The organism is Candidatus Chloroploca asiatica (assembly GCF_002532075.1).
GTDB classification, from domain to species: Bacteria; Chloroflexota; Chloroflexia; order Chloroflexales; family Chloroflexaceae; genus Chloroploca; species Chloroploca asiatica.
Window position 1 is genome coordinate 56,694 of record NZ_LYXE01000085.1, and the last position, 18,646, is coordinate 75,339.

15 protein-coding genes and 1 riboswitch are annotated in these 18,646 nt (G+C 60.5%); of the genes, 7 read left to right on the plus strand and 8 right to left on the minus strand.

Annotated elements, in window-relative coordinates; all coding sequences use genetic code 11:
* Nucleotides 1–45: 45 nt before the first annotated feature.
* From A9Q02_RS10165 to A9Q02_RS10175, 3 genes are all read right to left on the minus strand, one after another.
* Complete coding sequence (locus A9Q02_RS10165) at nt 46–3,954, minus strand: S8 family serine peptidase (protein ID WP_097652551.1); 3,909 nt, start codon at nt 3,952–3,954, stop codon at nt 46–48.
* Nucleotides 3,955–4,173: 219 nt separating this feature from the next.
* Nucleotides 4,174–7,389, minus strand: a complete 3,216-nt coding sequence (locus A9Q02_RS10170; RefSeq protein ID WP_097652553.1) for an ATP-binding protein — start codon at nt 7,387–7,389, stop codon at nt 4,174–4,176.
* A gap of 9 nt (nt 7,390–7,398) precedes the next feature.
* Nucleotides 7,399–7,695, minus strand: a complete 297-nt coding sequence (locus A9Q02_RS10175) for a nucleotide pyrophosphohydrolase (RefSeq protein WP_097652555.1) — start codon at nt 7,693–7,695, stop codon at nt 7,399–7,401.
* Between the two features lie 157 nt (nt 7,696–7,852).
* Between A9Q02_RS10175 and A9Q02_RS10180 the strand changes: the two genes are divergently transcribed.
* The 4 genes from A9Q02_RS10180 (at nt 7,853) to A9Q02_RS10195 (ending at nt 11,586) form a co-directional block, all read left to right on the plus strand.
* Nucleotides 7,853–8,068: a hypothetical protein gene (locus A9Q02_RS10180; RefSeq protein ID WP_097652557.1), complete on the plus strand. Its 216-nt coding sequence runs from the start codon at nt 7,853–7,855 to the stop codon at nt 8,066–8,068.
* 6 nt (nt 8,069–8,074) lie between these two features.
* Complete coding sequence (ilvA, locus tag A9Q02_RS10185) at nt 8,075–9,313, plus strand: threonine ammonia-lyase (RefSeq protein ID WP_097652559.1); 1,239 nt, start codon at nt 8,075–8,077, stop codon at nt 9,311–9,313.
* Between the two features lie 68 nt (nt 9,314–9,381).
* Nucleotides 9,382–10,779: an FtsW/RodA/SpoVE family cell cycle protein gene (locus A9Q02_RS10190; RefSeq protein ID WP_097652561.1), complete on the plus strand. Its 1,398-nt coding sequence runs from the start codon at nt 9,382–9,384 to the stop codon at nt 10,777–10,779.
* 273 nt (nt 10,780–11,052) lie between these two features.
* Nucleotides 11,053–11,586, plus strand: coding sequence for an HD domain-containing protein (locus A9Q02_RS10195; protein WP_097652563.1), 534 nt, complete (start codon nt 11,053–11,055; stop codon nt 11,584–11,586).
* 80 nt (nt 11,587–11,666) lie between these two features.
* Here A9Q02_RS10195 and A9Q02_RS10200 read toward each other — a convergent pair whose 3' ends face one another.
* From A9Q02_RS10200 to A9Q02_RS10210, 3 genes are all read right to left on the minus strand, one after another.
* Complete coding sequence (locus A9Q02_RS10200; protein WP_097652565.1) at nt 11,667–12,401, minus strand: TVP38/TMEM64 family protein; 735 nt, start codon at nt 12,399–12,401, stop codon at nt 11,667–11,669.
* Between the two features lie 8 nt (nt 12,402–12,409).
* Entirely contained in the window at nt 12,410–13,018 is a 609-nt protein-coding gene (locus A9Q02_RS10205) for a CDP-alcohol phosphatidyltransferase family protein (RefSeq protein WP_097652567.1), read from the minus strand.
* 467 nt (nt 13,019–13,485) lie between these two features.
* On the minus strand, nt 13,486–13,872 hold the full coding sequence (locus tag A9Q02_RS10210; protein WP_097652569.1) for a TylF/MycF/NovP-related O-methyltransferase: 387 nt from the start codon (nt 13,870–13,872) through the stop codon (nt 13,486–13,488).
* 253 nt (nt 13,873–14,125) lie between these two features.
* Nucleotides 14,126–14,238, plus strand: a riboswitch (TPP riboswitch).
* Between the two features lie 58 nt (nt 14,239–14,296).
* Between A9Q02_RS10210 and A9Q02_RS10215 the strand changes: the two genes are divergently transcribed.
* The 3 genes from A9Q02_RS10215 to A9Q02_RS10225 are packed head-to-tail and all read left to right on the plus strand — an operon-like array spanning nt 14,297 to nt 16,363.
* Nucleotides 14,297–14,593: a thiamine-binding protein gene (locus A9Q02_RS10215; RefSeq protein ID WP_097652571.1), complete on the plus strand. Its 297-nt coding sequence runs from the start codon at nt 14,297–14,299 to the stop codon at nt 14,591–14,593.
* Nucleotides 14,583–15,365, plus strand: coding sequence for an ABC transporter permease (locus tag A9Q02_RS10220; protein ID WP_097652573.1), 783 nt, complete (start codon nt 14,583–14,585; stop codon nt 15,363–15,365). Before A9Q02_RS10215 ends, A9Q02_RS10220 begins: the two co-directional genes overlap by 11 nt.
* Nucleotides 15,362–16,363, plus strand: coding sequence for an ABC transporter substrate-binding protein (locus A9Q02_RS10225; protein ID WP_097652575.1), 1,002 nt, complete (start codon nt 15,362–15,364; stop codon nt 16,361–16,363). Before A9Q02_RS10220 ends, A9Q02_RS10225 begins: the two co-directional genes overlap by 4 nt.
* A gap of 123 nt (nt 16,364–16,486) precedes the next feature.
* On the opposite strand, the gene A9Q02_RS10230 is transcribed toward A9Q02_RS10225, so the two are convergent.
* Both A9Q02_RS10230 and A9Q02_RS10235 read right to left on the minus strand, forming a co-directional pair.
* Nucleotides 16,487–17,632 carry a DUF4350 domain-containing protein gene (locus tag A9Q02_RS10230; RefSeq protein WP_097652577.1) on the minus strand — a complete coding sequence of 382 codons (1,146 nt, stop codon included), beginning with the start codon at nt 17,630–17,632 and terminating at the stop codon, nt 16,487–16,489.
* Between the two features lie 6 nt (nt 17,633–17,638).
* Nucleotides 17,639–18,646, minus strand: a 1,008-nt coding sequence (locus tag A9Q02_RS10235; protein WP_097652579.1) for a DUF4129 domain-containing protein, incomplete at its 5' end; no start/stop codon positions are given.

Below are 18,646 nucleotides of genomic sequence, written 5' to 3' on the forward strand. Positions count from 1 at the left end.
CATCGCACGGTTCTTCGTCTGATCATGGCTTTGCAGCCATCATGATTATGGTAGGTCAACACAGTTGCCTGACCCAAGGATGACGCTGTGATCGGGGTTGGCAACGAGGATGCACATTTGCGTTGCGCCTACGGGACGATCGGCGATGCCATATCCGGTGAAGGGGCTCGGTCCGCCATAGACATACCACGGTCCGCTACCAGGCATGCCGGCCTCTTCTGGTGGTACGGTGTCGAAGAAGAAGTGCACATGATCCCCTGGCAACTGGGCAGTGAAGCCGAAGGTTTGAAAGACCACGTTGTATTGACTGCCGCTCTGCGTGATGCTCGTTATGGCCGCCGTTTTGCTGAGTGTGCCTGCACGATCAAGGATGATTGGGAGATAGACGGTGCGACTGCCCCCCGTTGAGGCGCTCACTAGGACATAGTCGGTCAGCAGCGGGGTTGCGAGCGTGCAGTCGAGCTGCTGGGCCTCGCTCTTGACGGTGCAACTGATGCCGTCGTGCTGCCAACGATCGCCGTTCCAGGCGCGCAGGGTCAAGGTCGCCGGGTCAAGCCCTGCGATGGCGGTCGGATCATAGCTGAGGCTGACAACGATGGTTTCGTAGAGGCGAGGGTCATGTACCGGGTGATTGTTTTGATACCCAGCGAGGCGGAAGGCGCGCCCGGCATAAGTGAGTTCGCCCAGGTCAAGTGGGGCCGCACGCTCCACATAGGTCAGCACCGTGTCGTCAACGACGGCCCCGCCCGGTACGACGATCTGGCTCTGCTGATCCTCGTTCGCATAGCGCAGGGTTGCGGTCGTGACGGCGGTGAGCAGGATCTGTGCATTGACGAGCCGTGTCGTGACTGTGATGTCCCCCTGTGCCTTGACACTGTCATCGGCTTCGGCGCGATAGTCGCTGTTGACGAGATCCGCGGTGGCCTGGACCGTGACAGTGACGACCGTGGTCTCACCGTAGCCTGCGAGCGCCGGGATTTGCCACTGCACTTCGTCACCGACCTGTGCACCCCCGGCGACATAGGTGGCCCCGGTGGGCAGCCGATCACGCACGAGCAGGTTGGTCGCGGTCGTTGCGCCCTGATTGGCGATGGTCAGGGTATAGGTAAAGGGCTGATTGGGTACCGCCGTAGCTGGCCCACGCTTGGTGATCGTGAGCTCGGGGGAGGCACCGCTGCTGATCTGCACTGGCTGAATGCCGGCGGCGAAAGCCCCACAGTTTTCGACCTGCACCGACACCAGATAGTTCCCGGCCTCGGCAAAGCGGAACGCAGCGTTAGGGAAGCCCTGCCCCGTCGCGGGTTCGGGTGTCCAGGTGTAGGTGAGCGGAATGGAGGCATTCACCGGGCTTACGGCTGCGTTGTACACCAACACCTCGTCAACCAGACCTGTCGCTGCGCCGGTCAGGTTTACTTCGGCGATCGCGACTTCGCAGCCTGCAGGCAGCACCGTGAAAGTTCCCAGAACATCTTCTTGCACCTTCGGATCGTCGTCCTCCCCGCTCTTCGTATCAACCCGAAACTCGACGTTGTACGTCCCGATTGCTGCCGGGCCAAAGGTCAGCGTCGGTGTCATAATAGCCGTCAGGCCTGAGCCGGTAAACTGACTGGTCGCCAGATCGAGGGTCACCGTATCGGTCAATACCAGGCTCACGGCTTCACCGGGCAACCCCTCACCGATAATCTCCTCGGAGGCATTGAGCAGGCGATAGAAACTGCCCCCCTGGTCATTGGCCCGTTCGACCACGCGCACCCAGGCAGCGATCTCGCCTTCTTCGTTCCGCAGCCGCAGATCCATCGCCTGCATATCGCGCCAGGTCGTCGTCGTCAGCGGTGCCGTCCAGCTAATGGCGAAGGTGTGGCTGATGCCGGCACTCACACTGCTGCCCGACGCGGGCGTCAACAGCTTGCTTTCACCTAGGAAGGGATCGCGAATAGGGAAGGCTCGGGTCACCGACCCGCCGCCTGGGGTCGGATTTTCGACTGAAATAAAGGCGTTGCGCGGCCAGGGGAGGCTAATGTCGCCGCCGAGGACACGGATATAGATCAGGGTGGGGCTGCTGTAAAACTTGGCTCGCAACTGACCATTCCAGCGCACCTGCGTTGCTGGCGTAAAGTTGTTGCCGTAGATTGCCACCCAAAAATCAGCGCCGAAGATGGTGCCTGCGGTCGATGTGGGGCTGAAACGGCTAATCTGAGGTGCGGGATTCAGCGGCTCGGCCTGGGTCGAGGTTATGATCTGGTAATTGCCAGTCGCATTGTTCATACTGCGCACCCGCAGTTGGTACATCCCGCTTTGGGGCAACAGGTAGCCGTTGATCAGGGCATTCACCCCGCCGCCGCCGTTATCGTTGAAGGCGACACGGAAGCCGGTTGGGGAAAGCAGTTCGATGTAGGGATCGTGGCTGCCGCTAGTGCGATTCATGCGGATCGTTAGGCGCTGCCCGACGGTACCAAAATAGTAGTAGTGATCAACATCACCGGCTGGATTGATGGCCCCATTAATCGTCTGATTGGCACCAATGACACGGAAATCGTCGCTGTCACAGGTAATCAGCGTGCAGAGCGCACTCCAGGTATTCAGGCGGCGTTTCGTGACAAAGCCGCCACTCCGTTGATCGGTGAGGTTGGGCCCGCTGCTCGTCAGCGCCGTAACGATCTGCGGCACCGTCGCATTTGGCTGCGCCTCTTTCAACGTCGCGATGGCCCCGGCCACATGGGGCGCGGCCATCGAAGTTCCTCCCCGTGCCTGGTAGATCGGGGTCATACTGGTGGGTACTGGGGCGAGAATTGGCGTCCCAGGGGCGATCAGGGTTGTCAGCGGGGAAAGATTGGAGAAACTGGCGATCTGATCATTCTTATCGCTCGCGGCGACGCTGATCGCCGGGGTGAGACAGGCCGGCGCAGCCATTGCGTTGCGATAGCCACTGTTGCCAGCCGCAATGACGGTCGCCACATTGACATTGCGCAACTGGTTGATCGCAAGGCGAACCTCATTGTATTGCGTCAGATTATCGCACGGGGCCGAGTGGAACCCGCTCCCGAGACTCATATTGGTCGCAGCGACGTTGATGCTAGGATTGGTGACGTGCAACACCCAGACCCGATCCAGCGCCTTGGCTTGATCTGAGGTATACGCGAGCGTGCAGGGACTGGTGCGGTTCGCATCCATACAGAACGTATTGCCAGCGCCATCGGTGAAACGGCTAAAGACCTGGATCGGAAAAAGCCAGGCTCCCGGCGCAACACGGGCGACGATGCCCGCCACATGCGTGCCGTGGTCGCACCCCGTAATGCCAGACGCACAGTTGAGACCGGCATTATTTGCGGTCGAACTAGTCGCCCCCCCGGGGCAGAGCGACGAGGCCCCCTGGCTCGCCACGTTGCTCGAATAGCATGCTTCGGCGATGACTTTGCCAAACAGGGCCGGGTGGGTCTTCTGCACCCCTGTATCAAGGACCGCGACCGTCCAGCCGCTGCCGGTATAGTTAAGAAAATGGGCATTGTTTGCGCCAATGAGGGGCAAGGTCTCGTCCATCAGGGGTGGCACTGGTACATCCAGATTAAGCTGAAGCACCGCAGGGTCGCGGGCCAGGGCCTCCAACCCTGCCTCATCAACAATCAGGGCCAGGAAGGGAAAAGCGTCAAAGCGTTTGACCTGGCTCACCTGGTGTCCCCCCAGGCGGGCGAGCACCGCATCGCTGGCTGTGTGGATAGCGCGAGTGAGTCGATTGACCTCAGTTGCGTCAACCGTACGCGCCTGTTGCACCTGTGCAAACGCAGGCACCTGCAACTCAATCAACACCGGAATCTCGCCATACCGTGCGAGCGCCTGCCGAAGCTCGTTCCCAATAGGAAGTTGCGCCTCAGCCTGCGCCTCAAGCCTGGACACCAGCACCAACGGCAGCACCAGCAGCATCGTCAAGACAACCACCAGTCGTAGCGCTTGTTTCATCTTTTTGCTCCCTCATTTCTCCATGCCTGCGCAAAAAGTCTATCAGAGCCAGCGTTACACCAGCGTTATATGGCGAGGAGCGGGGCACGGGCAGGGCGGGGGCACGGCGGCGCGGGGGCTCGGCGGCGGCTGTAGGGGCACGGCTTGCCCGTGCCCGGCTTGCCCGTGCCCGGCTTGCCCGTACCCGGCTTGCCCGTGCCCTTCCTTCCATGGGGCGGCTTAACTCACGTTGTTGTGTTGCGCAAGGGTTACGGCTCGCTGGAGATACGCGTGGGACGTCGTGGGTTGTGCGGCGTCCCAGGCGGTAAGGGCCGCTTGGAGTAGGTGTTCGATGGGGGCGGGTTGTATCTGTTGATCAGGGTTACAGAGCCGGCGGGTATGGGCAATAGCCTCTTCGTGCCGGTTGTTGTTCAACGCGAGGTCGAGCAGAATCCAGAGGGCTTGCCAGTAGAGGGGGTAGGAGGCAGGGTTTTTGTGCCAGCTTTTCAGGGCTGCCCGTGCCAGTCGTTCTGCTTGCTGGTGGTTGTTGTGTCGCCAGTGCAGCCACGCCTGCGCGGCCTGGTGCGCCCCAAGGTAGTCGTACATCCCAATCGATTTGGCAAGGGGCAAGCCACCCCGGATCATCGCCTCGACCTCGGCCTCGCGCCCCTGACGGCGATAGACGATTACCAGATACGCCAGACAACGCGCCTGGTGCGCAAGGTCGCCCGTCGCTTCAGCTAGCTTCAGCGTCGCATGCAATACTGCCTCGGCCTCGGCAGCATCGCCGTACCAGAGCAAATTGAACCCGAGACCAAACTGGTACCTGACGCGTATCTCGGGCGGCACCTCGGGCGTCAGGGCGTCAAGTGCTGTTCGCGCATAGGTGAGCGCCTCTAACGATGGCGCAAAGCGGTTGCTCCGGTTGCGTTGCTGGCTCAGGTTGAGAAAGAGCGCTGCTCGCTGCAGCGACGTCCCATGCGCTACCAGCAACGGGCGAACCTCGTTCAGGCGCTGCTCCATCGTGACGGTTCGCCCCCACCAGTAGAGCAGGGTCAGTTCATCGAGTTGGAGTTGGCACCACTCGTGCCACCACGCTTCGTCGACCTGCGCATCTGGGGGGCCAAGGAGGTGCGCTGCCCGTTCGTAGTGCAGCGCAATCTGTGCGTACCCACCCTGATCGCGTTGCCAGGTATGCCCGAGTTTCCGTTCTAGGCGTGCTTGTACCCACGGGGCTTGCCCGGTGGCAGCTTGCAGTGCTCGTTCAAATGCCGCACGGGCCAGGTCAGCGCGGGCCTGCCAGAGTTGCACCTCGCCCATCGTTTCGTAGACCTGCAGTGTGCGTTGTGCAGTGGTCGGATGGGCCGGAAGCTCGAGGAACAACGCCGCCGCTCGTTCGAGGGCGGCCAGCGCTTCACTGTATGCATAGATCCGCCGGGCGGCCTCGGCTTCACGCAGAGAGGCGTCGATCGCCTCGGCGGCGTGTCCGGCGGCTGCATAATGATGCGCTATCATGCCCGCACTCCGGTCGGCATCAGGCCCGGTCTCCTCACACAGCGCCTCGGCAACCTGTCGGTGCAACATCCGTCGCCGAGTGCGACTCAGACGCGCATAGGCCGTATCGCGTAGCCGGGCATGGCTGAAATCATACGCCTCACCATCCTGTTCACGAATAATCCGTCGCTGCCATGCTTCATCCAGACAGGCGACGAGCGTCGCCTCATCGTGCGTACTTGCTTGCGCCAGGACGCGGTAAGTAAACGAGCGCCCGATCACGGCGGCGAGTTCGATCACCTCGCGTGTTGTCGGGGCCAGTTGCGCCAGCCGAGCCTCAACGATCTGCCGAAGCTGCGGCGGTAACGCGGTTGCCGCTACCGCCTCGGTGACTGTCTGTTGAGCGGTGCTCAATTGAGGAAGAAGACCAGCCCGCACCAGTTCAACAATAAAGAGCGGGTACCCCTCACTTTGTTGATACATCCAGGTGCCAGCTTCGACTTCCAGTGGCGCCCCGGCCACATAGCTTGCCAGCGCGACCGTCTCTTCCTGACTCAGCGGCTCCAGATCGATTGAGGACACCACCCCTTGCCGGGTGAGCCGGGCCTGCCATGTGCTCAACCGGGGTTCAAAGGCGTGATCTTCACTGCGCATCGTCGCCACCACGACTAGCTTTGATCCGCCAGCGTGATCGCGTGGCGCCGTCAATAAAAACTGGAGCCAATCGAGCGTATCATTGTCGCACCATTGCAGATCATCGAGCACCAGCAGTAGTGCGTGGCGTCCGGTGAGCAAACCATGCGTCAGGGCCTGGAAGAGCCGCGTGCGTTGCCACGGCTCACTCAGTGGCTCGGGGGGCGGTAGATCCGCCCGCTCTGCGAGCAACTCGGGCATCAGGCGGGCCAATTCACGCACCCAGGGATCGGCCAGGGGCCGCAACGGAAGCGCACGCAGCCATGCGACAACAGGTGCATAGGCGAGTTCGCCAGTGGTGGCGTAACAATGGGCCATTGCGACCGCAAGGCCCTGGCGTGCTACCCATTCAGCCAGTTCCTCGGCCAGGCGTGTCTTGCCGATCCCCGCCTCACCAGTCAGCAGTACCAGGCGTGGTGTGTCGCGGCCTGTTTGTTGCCAGGCGGACTGCAGCGTCGCCACGGCACCCTTGCGACCAACGAGCGGGATCGTCGGCACAGTTCGAGCGGGAACCCGATCGGCCTGGGCTCCTTGCGCTCGCTCGTATTCTTGGATGGTCGTTGCACCTGGCATAACGCCCAGTTCACGCTGAAAGATCGTCACACAGCGATGATAGGCCCGCAACGCCCCGGCGCGATCACCGCTCTGCGCCGCGAGCCGGATCAGCGCACGATGCGCCGGCTCGTGCAGTGGCTCCATCCGCACGAGTTGCCGGAGCGACGCCTGTGCGATTGGATGATCACCCATCTCTTCGGCGTGCAGCGCCACACGTTCAAGTGCCGTCAGGCACGCATCACGGAGGCGCTCACGCTCGATCAGCAACCAATCGTCATACAGCCCCGGCAGCAGATCGCCCTGATAGGCTTGCACTGCGGTCTGGAAATGCATACGCGCCAGGGCAGGATCGTTGCCCGCCTCTGCCGCAGAGGCCGCCTCGAGTGCAGCCTGAAACGCGGCCACATCGAGCGACCAAGCGCACCGCGGCTGCCAGATCAACGCCTGGCGCTCACTCCGCACCAACTGATCAAACCATGGCAACGCGAGCCGCATCCGGTGAAGCAACCCGCGCAGGTTCGTCAGCGCCTGAACCTCGGTTGAATCGGGCCACAACTGAAACGCAACCTGCGCCCGTCCCAACGGAGCATCGCGGTGCAACGCGAGATAGGCCAGCAACGCCTGCAACCGTGGTGAATCAAGTTCTACTGCGGGCGATCCATCAACAACAAGCGTGCATCCACCGAGCAGACGGATCTGCACCATCGCAACCATCGCACCTCCTCACCAGGTACGGTCATAATTCACCTTCAGTTTGTCAAGGATAGCCTGGGTCAGATCAATGTCCAGCAGATAGGCGAGTTGAAAGAGATAATTCGCCACATCAGCCAACTCGCCAGCCAGCGCCGCCTTATCGACAGGATTATCACCAAACTGAAAATGCTCCAGCAACTCGGCTGCCTCAATCACCACCGATGTCGCAATATTGCGCGGCGTTTGCGGGAACTTCGTCTCGTCAGCGTACCATCCCTTAGCGGTCACAAATTCATTGATTACTCGCGTGAGTTCGTCAATCGTCATACATCTTCCTTCCTCAGTTTTTGGTTCGTTGTGGGGGCGAAGCCGCCACAACGAACCAAAAACTCTCGTGTAGCGGCGAAGCCGCTCCACACCAGAACCATTATTGGGGCTTGGCCCCAATAATGGTACAATATCCCTACATTAAGGAGGTATTGCTATGGTAACGGTTGAACAAGTTATTGCCTACTGTGAACGGACGCTTGCGGCACGTTTTTTGGCGAATGATCAGGAAGGGTTGCGCCGTTTGCAACTCGCCCTTGGGGTGCTGATCGAAGCGGCCCAGGAGGCCGGCGATCAAGAGACGGGGATGCGTCTGCGCGTCCTGGCTGCTCATGCCGCCAATCGGCGTGAGGGCCTCCAGGATGAGGATTGAGTTGATATGAGCACCACGGTGAGCCTGGCTGATATTCAGTCGGCGCGGCGGACGCTGCGCGATGTGATTCTGGCGACGCCTGTTATTCCGGCTGCCCGTCTTTCGTCCGAGTTGGGGGCCTCAGTCTATTATAAGGCGGAAAATACGCAGCATAGCGGCTCATTCAAGATCCGTGGGGCCTACAATACGATCAGTCACTTGAGCCACGAAGAGAAGGCCCGCGGGGTTATTGCTCCCTCAGCCGGCAATCATGCCCAGGGGGTTGCGATGGCGGCCCAACTCTGTGGAGTACAGGCCGTGATTGTGATGCCTGAACGTGCCCCGTTGACCAAGGTTGTCGCGACGCGGCGCCTTGGGGCCGAGGTGGTGCTGGCTGGTTCGGGCTTTGATGAGGCGGTTGCCCACGCACGGATGCTGCAAGAGCAGCACGGTTATACGTATGTGCATGCTTTTGATCATCCCCGGGTCATTGCCGGTCAGGGCACGATTGGCTTTGAACTCGCCGAGGCGTTACCTGATCTGCAAACGCTCGTCGTGCCGATTGGCGGCGGTGGGCTGATCAGCGGGATCGCCATTGCGCTCAAGGCGCTCTTGCCCATGGTACGCATTATTGGGGTGCAGGCGGCCGGCTGCGCCCCTGTGCCCGACTCGCTCGCCGCCGGTTGCCCGATCAGGCTCGCTACCGCACGTACAATTGCCGACGGCATCGCCGTCAAATCTCCAGGTGAATTGACTTTGCCCATTATTGCCGAACTCGTGGACGATGTGGTTACGGTCGATGAAGACGAGATTGTCTTTGGCATTGCCCATGTGGTGCAAAACAGCCGTCTGGTCGTTGAGGGGGCCGGGGCCGCTGGGGTCGCCGCGCTACTTGCGGGCAAGGTGGCGCTGCAACCAGGCGAGGTTGTGGCGACGATTTTGTGTGGGGGCAATATCGATAGCAACCTGCTCACCAGGGCGCTCGAGACGGCGTTGGTGCGCCAGGGGCGCTACTTGCTGCTGCGCACGAGTGTTGATGATCGTCCCGGTGGCCTCGCAGGGCTGGTGAATCGTGTCGCCGAAGTCGGGGCCAGTGTGCTCGACCTCTTTCATCGGCGAGCCATGTGGCGGGTTCCTATTGATCGCGCTGGTGTCGAACTCGTGCTTGAAGTGCGCGATGAAGAGCACGCCCAGGCTGTGCTTGATCACCTGGCGCACCATGGGTACAGTTGCGAACGCGGGGATGTTGGATCGTGGCCTGTTTAATTTCTTTCGCTGGAACAACAGCCAGCGTAGCTGGCTGTTGTTCCAGCGAAATAAGGTACCTGTTCACAATGCTCACACGTCTGCGGCAATTTCGTGGGGTAGAGTTTCAATTGCTCTTCACGGTGCTGGTCTTCTTTGCAGCAGGTTATATGCTGGTGATGCTGGCGACCCGTCAGCGGGAGTTTGTCGCCACGCTGCCCGGTCTGCTGACGATCCTCTGGCCCTCGGCGCTGCCGTTGCTTCTCTTTATTGCCGTGTCGATTGGCCTGGGTTTCAAGAGTCCGCACGCCGATCAGGTGCTGTTGCCACTGGTTGCGTTGCTCGCCGGGTTGAGCCTGATGCTGACCGCTCGCCTTGAGCCGAGCCTCAATGTGCGTTACTTTTGTACTGCGGTTGGGGGTGAAGTCTTTCCCTGCTATGAGGGTATCGCGAGCAAACAGTCACTCTGGGTGACCCTGGGGGTCGTCGGTCTCGCGGCGATGCTCTTTGTCCCCTGGGATCGCATCCTGATTCGCTGGCTCAAGCTCTCGTTGCTCGATGTGCTCGATAACTACCGCTATCTCTGGTTGACCATCGGGCTTGTGCTGATCTTTGCCACATTTCTGTTTGGGGTTGACCCGAATGATAGTGGCGTCAAGGTCTGGTTTGATCTGGGCTTGTTTTTCTTTCAACCATCCGAGTTGCTCAAGATTATTCTCGTGATCTTTCTGGCGTCTTATCTCAATCAGCATCGCGAGTTGGTTGCCGCTGGCTATCGTCTTGGGCCGCTGACGTTGCCGCCGTTGCCCTATCTGGTGCCGCTCCTTGGGATGTGGGGGATCGCGATGGGCACCATTGTCTTTCAGCGCGATCTCGGGGCCGCCCTTTTGCTCTATGGCGTCTTTCTGGCGATGCTCTATGTTGCGACCGGACGAGCCTGGTATGTCCTGGCTGGGATGCTCGCCTTTGGCATCGGAGCCTATGTGCTCTATCAGTTGCTGCCGATTGTTTCGCTGCGCGTCCAGATCTGGCTTGATCCATGGGCCCAGGCGCAGAACCGGGGCTATCAGATTGTTCAGGCCATCTATGCGATGGCCTCCGGCGGCGTCTTCGGCCAGGGTCTCGGCATGGGGGTGCCTGCCGTCGTTCCGGCGATCCACACCGATTTTATCTTTACGGCGATTGGTGAAGAGATGGGCTTGATCGGGACGCTAGCGGTGCTGATTGCCTATATCTTGCTGATTTTTCGTGGCTACCATATTGCGCTGCGCATCCCCGGTCGTTTTCGCGGGTTCGAACAATTGCTTGCCATTGGCCTCACCACGATTATTGCGGTGCAGACCCTCATTATTATCGGGGGCAATCTCCGCCTGATTCCCCTCACTGGGATTACCCTTCCCTTCATTTCGTATGGCGGCTCATCGGTGCTGATCAATTTCATCATCGTTGGATTGCTGATGCGCATCTCGGCTGCTGCCCAACAGTAGTAAGCCCTCCCTCCCCAGATGGATGGGACTACGTAAAGACAGGACTTATGGTAGAATTGCCATGCAACTATTTGATCGTGTATAACGTATGTATAGTATACCGAGTCGTGGGCGATCAATGAGGATCGCAGTACTCAGTCTGGGAAGAGTATTGTGCTCCCGCTGATAAGTTCCTCCAGTTGAGGAAGCGGGTAGAAGTGTGTGCTGGTGGGTAGTTACCCGTTGTAATGTACTGGAGCGACTTCCAGTTCCCTAAGGAGGGAATAAGATCCCATGAATCATGCTGCCCTGATTGCCGATTTGCTTGCGCATCCGCGTGTTGTGGAAACTCGTCACCATTTGCACCACAGTGTCTCGAAGCACGACCATATGCTGCGCGTTGCGCGCTATTCGTATGCACTGGCACCGTTGATGGGTGCCGATCAACGGACGGCAACGCGGGCGGCAATTCTTCATGATCTCGATTCGCGCCTTGGGACGCTGACAACCCACGGGGCGATCGCAGCTCGTGTGGCCGCTGAACTTGGAGAGGGCGAAGAGGTGGCGCAGGCGATTGTGAGCCACATGTACCCCCTTGGGCCTCGTCCAACGACCCGCGAAGGCTGGGTGCTTGCGGTGGCCGATAAGATTGCGTCGCTAACCGATCTGACCACTTTTGTCAGTGGTCTTTTTACCGGGCAGAGCATTCAGTTGCGACGGCAGTTGTGCGCGTCTGATCCGTTTTATGCCGCCCGCCAAGCCCGCCGCCGTCGCCGCCAGTTGATCACCCGTCTCTGGCGCCGCGAGGGTCGTCAGGCGCTCTCATAGTAGTTTCGCCCTAACAACTGCGCTTCTGGTGCCGAACGGATCCGAGCAAAGCTCGGATCCGTTCGGCACCAGAAGCTTTTTTATGCCTCCTGGTTCTCTTTCTGCCGCAAGAACCGCGAGATGAGTAGCCCGCTGAAAAAGAGCACCACCGAGAGAACGAGCGTCCACGGGTTGATCGCTGCGATGCTGAAGTTGCCAGCAAAGATGTCGTCAATGTTCAGTGATGCGCCAGCAAGGACAAAGGTGAGCGTGCCTGGCAACGAGCCGAGGATGCTGGCAAGGATGTAGGGTCGGTACGGTACCCGCAAGAAGCCTGCCATATAGTTGACCAGGTCGTACGGCAGGTAGATCAGCCGCATCACCAGGATTGTGCTAAAGGCGTTGCGCCGCAGCCGCTCGGCATACCGGTTCATGAGGTTGCCCGTGGCCCCCTCGTTGCCCTCGGGCAAGACCCCTTGCCCAAAGACACGTCCAAAACCGTAGGCCAGCGTCGCCGACATATTCGAGCCGATGATGACAAAGATTGTCCCCCAGAACGGCCCCCAGATGGCACCACCGATCAACGTAACAACAATCGCCGAGAAGAAGGCGAGTGGCCGTAACGTGTAGATCAGGATGTAGAGCAACGGGCCAACCGGCGTGCGCAACAGGTCGATCAGGTCGTAGAGCGTGTCGGTTGGCGATCGCCCGGTGATCAGACTATAACCGAGAAACGTCCCAACCAGGGTGAGCCAGATGAGGGCGGCGAGGCCTTTTTGCCAGTGTCGCGCCCAAAACGGCGTGCGCTCAGGCACGCTATGTGATGTGTCTACCATGCGTCTCCTCAGAGATTGCGTAAGGCCCAGATCAGGCGCTGACTGGCAGTGATCACGACGAGCACGGCCATCAGGCTAAAGAGCGGCACGAGCGCCCCCGGCAGCAACAGAAAGAGGGTGTAGAAGACAACCGTCTCGGCCCCCTCGATGAGCCCCCCCGGCATCGTGACTGTCGTTAACTCACCTTGCTTGCGAGCGCCAGCCTGCCGTTTTTCGAGCAGGGCCGCCAGGTACATCCAACTGGCCCCGTTGAGATAAAAGCTAGCGAGCAAGGCTGCCAATGCAAGGTAGCCCGCCGACGTATTGGCTGCCAGCGCCAGGCCTATCGGAATAGCTGCATAAACCAGATGATCAAGCAGGATATCCAGATACGCCCCCAGATCGCTCTGCTGATCAGTGATCCGCGCCAGCGTACCATCCAGTCCATCCAGGATCCGGTTGACCACCCAGAGGATCAACGCGGCGACATAGAGCCCTTGCCAGGCCGCAACCGCTGCGGCAACGCCAACAATTGCTGCGACGACCGTGACACTCGTTGGGTGAATGCGGCGCAACGGCCCTCGCACCAACGGACCAAGCAGGCTCTCTTTTGGTTCGCGTAGCGCTTTGTCAATCATGGAATACACCCTCTTGTGTTACGCTTGCCCATTCTGGCACGCTGAGTATACCAGAGCACCTGTGGGTCGACTGTAATCAATCTTACGTTGGGGATGTGGCGGGGGCCGCGTAATTGTTCAGCTTTCTCCTGGGAGACCTGGCAGGTGGGTGCTACCCGGAAGGGCGCCCATGCCCATGGCACGCCTGCGCACCGCCAGACCTAGCAGGTGAGGCGCGTTGGACTAGATCCTAAGCAGCAGGGGTGTCTGGCGCGCCCCGACCTGGCAGGTCGGGGAAGGTCGCGTTGCCCAGAGTCCTGCGCACCGACGCAACCCCGTTCGACCTGCCAGGTCAGGGAGGGGCGCGGTGCCCGCAGTCCTGCGCACCGACGGAACCCCTGTTCGTCCTTGTCCCTCTCTGCATCTCCCCGCCTCCCCGTCACTGCGTTACAACATAGCAGCCTCGAACCAGCAGAGAAAGGCGCCGATCATGAACCCGCGCTGGAGGATGCCTTGATAGGTGTCGGGATGCCAGTAGTTGTCGGTGCGCACGCCGCTGTGATCGTCGCCCCACCGCGCCATACGCCAGTCTCGATCAGGTCGCCGGGCACACCGTCGGTCAGCACCTGTTCGATGCAGGCTTGCAGGTTGTTCATCCGTCGGAGACCGATCATCGAATGTGCCTGGCTGGGAAGATCGCGCCCCGCCTCGCGAAACTTCGCGATATACAGTTCAGTCTTGTAGCCACCGATGGCTGGGGCGGAGGTCGGTGCGTCTTCGTAGATCATGCCCAGCAGGCAACGCTTGAGCAGTTCCAGATATATCTGACGCAACTCAGATGATGATGTTGGCAATGAATCTGTGGGCGAGATCATGTGGGCGAGATCCTTCTTGCAACCCTGGCTATCGTACCAGTGATGGGCTTTGCTTTGTTGCGGAACGCAATACCAATTGGTCGGCACCTTCAAATAGTACTTCGCTGATTCTACCACGTCTGGCCCATCATAGCATCCCAGGTGCCACACCTCAACCCTCTGCGCCTCTGCGCCTTTGCGTCAAAAATATGGCCGCCAAGCCCACCAAAATAGCGTATAATACCTACAACAATCAATGGTGTGCGCCAGCAAGCGCACATGCTGGGGGTGCCAGGTGAGCCTGGCTGAGAGTGTAGCCCGTAATGCTACTAACCCTTCGAACCTGACCTGGGTAGTGCCAGCGGAGGGAAGCATTGACGGCGTGTTGACGGCCGTTGCTCCTTCGTTGGGGCAATGGCCGTTTTGTTTTGTCGAGAGGAGGAGTATGGCACCGATTGCTGTGAGTTTTCAGGTGTTGCCCGGTGGTCTCGCGGATAAGGCGGCAACCTATGCCGCCGTTGATGCGGCGATTGCGGTGGTGGCCGCCAGTGGGGTGCCCTATCGCGTGTCGTCGATGGAGACGACGCTTGAGGGTGAGTACGATGCGGTGATGGCGGTGATCAAGGCGGCGCAAGAGGCGGTGTTGCAGGCCGGGGCTGCGCGGGTCTTTACGTTGATCAAGGTTGATTATGATCCGCTTGGCTCGTCGATCGAGGAGAAGTTGGCCAAGTATGGCGGCTAGCCGCCGTTTGGCCCTGATGCGCCGGGTGCTTCATCAGTGGCTACCTCCGGCGATCCTGCTGACCAGTCTGCTGGTGGCGTGGGAGGTGTTGGTGCGCCTCTTTGCGGTGCCGGTCTGGCTCTTGCCCGCACCTTCGCGGGTGGGCCAGACCTTTGTCGAGAGTCTGCCGATCCTTGGGGGGCACGTGGTCGCGACGCTACGGGTGACGGCCCTCGGGGCGGGTCTGGCGCTCGTCACGGGCATCGGGCTGGCCCTGGCGCTTGATGCGGTGCCTCTGATCCGGCGGGCGGTCTATCCGTTGCTCGTCGTTTCGCAGACGGTGCCGATTGTCGCGATTGCCCCGCTGCTTGTGATCGGCCTCGGTTTCGGCCTGCTCCCCAAGGTGCTGGTGGTTGCTCTGGTAACCTTTTTCCCAATTACGGTTAGTCTCGCCGGCGGCTTGCGCGACGCTGACCGTGATATGGTGCGGCTCTTTCAGGCGATGGATGCCAGCTATTGGCAGACCCTGCGCCTGCTGCGTTGGCCCGCCGCGTTGCCTTCGTTCTTTCGTGGCCTTCGCATCGCGGTGACCTATAGCGTCATTGCCGCTGTGATTGCCGAATGGATCGGGGCCGAGGCGGGCCTCGGGGTCTATATTGCGCGTTCGCTGCGCGCCTTCCGCACCGATCAGGTCTTTGTTGCCGCGCTGGTCACGTCGCTGTTGACCCTGATCCTATTTGCGCTGATCGTCGTGCTCGAACGTCGTTTGCTTGCTTGGAAAGGAACTGAATGATGCGCTGGTTGATGCTTGTGATCCTGTTGGCGCTCGGGCTGAGCGCCTGTGGCGGGAATGGTGCGGGCGGACTTTCACCCACACCAACTGATCCTGAACCTGTCCGGTTGCGCGTTGGTCTCGACTGGACACCCAATACCAATCATACGGGGCTCTATGTTGCTCGTGACCGTGGCTTCTATCGTGAGCAAGGGCTTGAGGTGGAGATTTTGCAGGCTCAGGAGGGCGGCACGGTCGAGCAACTCGTGGCGACTGGGCGGCTCGATCTTGGCATTTCGTATCAAGAGGCCGTCACCGAGGCGCGGGTCGTTGGCTTGCCGATTGTCTCGGTGGCGGCGATTATCCAGAGCAATACGAGTGGTTTTGCCAGTCGCGCCGCAAAGGGCATCACTACGCCGGCTGACTTTGCCGGGCATCGGTATGGCGCCTGGGGCTCGCCCGTCGAGCAGGCGGTGATCGCTGGCTTGATGGAGTGTGTCGGTGCGGATGCCAGCCAGGTGCAATTCGTTGATATTGGCTCAAGTGACTTTTTTGTTGCCACCGAACGCGATGCGATTGACTTTGCCTGGATCTTCGCCGGATGGACCGGCGTCGAGGCTGCGCAGCGCGATATTGATCTGAATATTGTTATGATCCGTGATCTGAACTGCATTCCTGATTACTATACACCCGTGCTCATCACCAGCGAAGAGCTGATTGCCACCCAACCTGATCTGCTCAGGCGTTTTATGGCTGCAACCAGTGCCGGGTATCAGTATGCAATTGAAGAGCCGGACACAGCCGCGACGATCCTCCTGCAAGCCGCCCCTGAACTCGACGCCGAACTCGTTACCCAGAGCCAGGTCTATCTCGCCAGCGAATATCAGGGCAACGCACCGCGCTGGGGCGAACAGCGCGTCGAAGTCTGGCGCGACTATGCGCAATGGATGGTCGACCGCGACCTGCTGAGCAGCATGATCGACCCTGAACAGGCCTTCACCAACGCCTTTTTGCCGTGATACGTTGCTCTACCAATGAAACAAGGAAATTTGACGCAAAGACGCGAAGGTTTGATGCGTCTCCTTGCATCACTTTGCGCCTTTGCGCCTTTGCGTCAACACGGGTTCACCTTAATATTGCCCTCAACCCGTATCACGTACCTCGTCGATCGCGGCGACGATCCGTAACAACGACGCTTCATCGGTGGCAGGGTCGTTGAGCCGGTTCAACAGGTCGCGCACGCTTTCTGCACGCGCTGGATGCACCGCTTTGATCGTCGCCAGCAGGGTCGCATCGTCGCAATCGGGGCTCAGGCCATAGCTGTGGGTCAGGTGCCGTCGTAGCGTGGTGCGATAGTGGTCGCGCAGGTATTCGCGTTTGCCGGCCCGCCGCAACAGGCCCGCCATGCTTGCCAGGTACTCGGCGCTGCTCCGCCGATCGGCCTCGGCCCGCAGCGGGATCGGCTGACCAAAACGGCGTCCGGTTAGTACAAGGTAGCCAGCAACAATGCCGCCGAGATAGAGCGTTGCCCACCCCCACGGGGTGCCGAGCAGCAGGGTGCGCATGCTTGGTTCAACGACAAACCCGTGATGGATCTCGTCAAAAACAACCGTTCCACCGGGCGGGATGCGGCGCAAGATGTTGACGACGACGGCGGCATGATCACGTTCACGGAGCCCGCGGTTCGAGAAGGGTTGTGCACTCGTGATGGCAAAGATATAGCCCTCGCCGTGCTGGACGCCGATCATCACCGGGGTCGCGTTGCTGCCCGCGAGTGGGGCGAGATCTGTCCGTTCACTCGTGATCATGCTGCGGGTCTGCACATTGAGTTGCGTGGCGGCAGGCGCACCCAGCGCCGGTTGCAGGATCGGTGCGCGTCCGAATGCGCCTTCAGCGGGCAATGGCTCAACCTTCAGGTCGAAGGCTTCCAGCAGGGAGGCTGCAGGGGCATTGAGCCCAGAGCGTGGCTCGACGATCAGCAGGGTGCCGCCAGCCTCCACCCATGCTGCTACGGCCTCGGCATCGTCGCGGCTGTAGCGTTCGCGTGGATTGAAGACCACCAGGAGATCGACGCGTGGATCGACTTCAAACGCCCGATATTCGAGCCGCTCCACCCGATACCCCAGATCCCCCAGCCACCGATAGAGCGCGAGCGTCCCCCCGGCCTCAGAGGAGCGACTGCTGCCATTGCCGCCGGGCAAGCCTTCGCTGCGGCCAGGCCCCAGGCCAATTAGGGCCACCAGGCCAGCAAAGAGCACCACCAGCAGCATGAGATCGCGTCGTATCATGCCGAATTACTCCACTGCCTTGCGTAGAGCCTCGACCTGCTGTTCGACCTCGGCATATCCATGTGCATCGAGCGGCGCTTGGCCGTACCAGACGCGATCAGTAAGCTCAACCACCGGCGCGAGATGCTCTTGCGCAACCGGTTCTTCGTGCAGCCGTTTCAGGTGTTCGCGGTTGGTCTGGTGCGGATCGTAGCGCAGGCGGCCACGCTCATCAAGCCAGAGCAGCGAGGCAAGGGCGAGCATCCGGGCCGCCCCGCGATAGTCGCCGGCTTTGGCCAGGCTCGCGGCCTGGGCGCGGGCATCAGCCGTATCGCGGGCGGCGCGTTCGGCGGGACTCGCCAGTTCAGCCTCGACCTGCAGGGTTCGTCGCAGCCCCCGCAACCAGAAGACCAGTATGACGATAAGGAGTGCCGCCCCCGCCGCCGTTAAGAGCCAGGAGGTCAACGTGCCTGCCGGCCCCGAGGCTGTTTCGGCCACAGGTTGCGCAAAACGCCCAAGTTGCTCAAAGAGCCATGTAAGCAACTGATCAAACCAACTGGGCTCACGCGGGGCTTGTTCACGGTCGGCAAAGGGTGGCGCGGCCAGAATCGGTTCCAGGCGCTCGAGTGCATCAGCCGGTTCTACCTCAAGCGGCACTGCGAGCGCATCAAGCAGCGCCCCCATGCGTCCGGCAAGCAACGGCAGATCTGGGTTCGCACGGGCCAACTCCTCTGTCAACCAGCTTGTCTCAACGGGCGCAAGCGTTCCATCAGGCATCACCACTGCTGAAGTTCCCGCGAGCACCTCGGCGATCTGCTCAACATCCAGCCGATCCCCGCGCAGCGCCGCCGCCCGCCCCTCGCGCAACAGTCGCTCGTAGCTTGCGAGATCCAGCGGTTGCGCTTGCGCATGAGCCAGTGTGGGCAGCATCAAGATCAAGAAGAGGCTCACGATCAGGCCCCAGGCCTCAGGGCTGAGGCAACGGCGTTGGGGTTGCGCCCCAAACTCCCGTTTTTGGTTCGTGTTGGCGGCGAA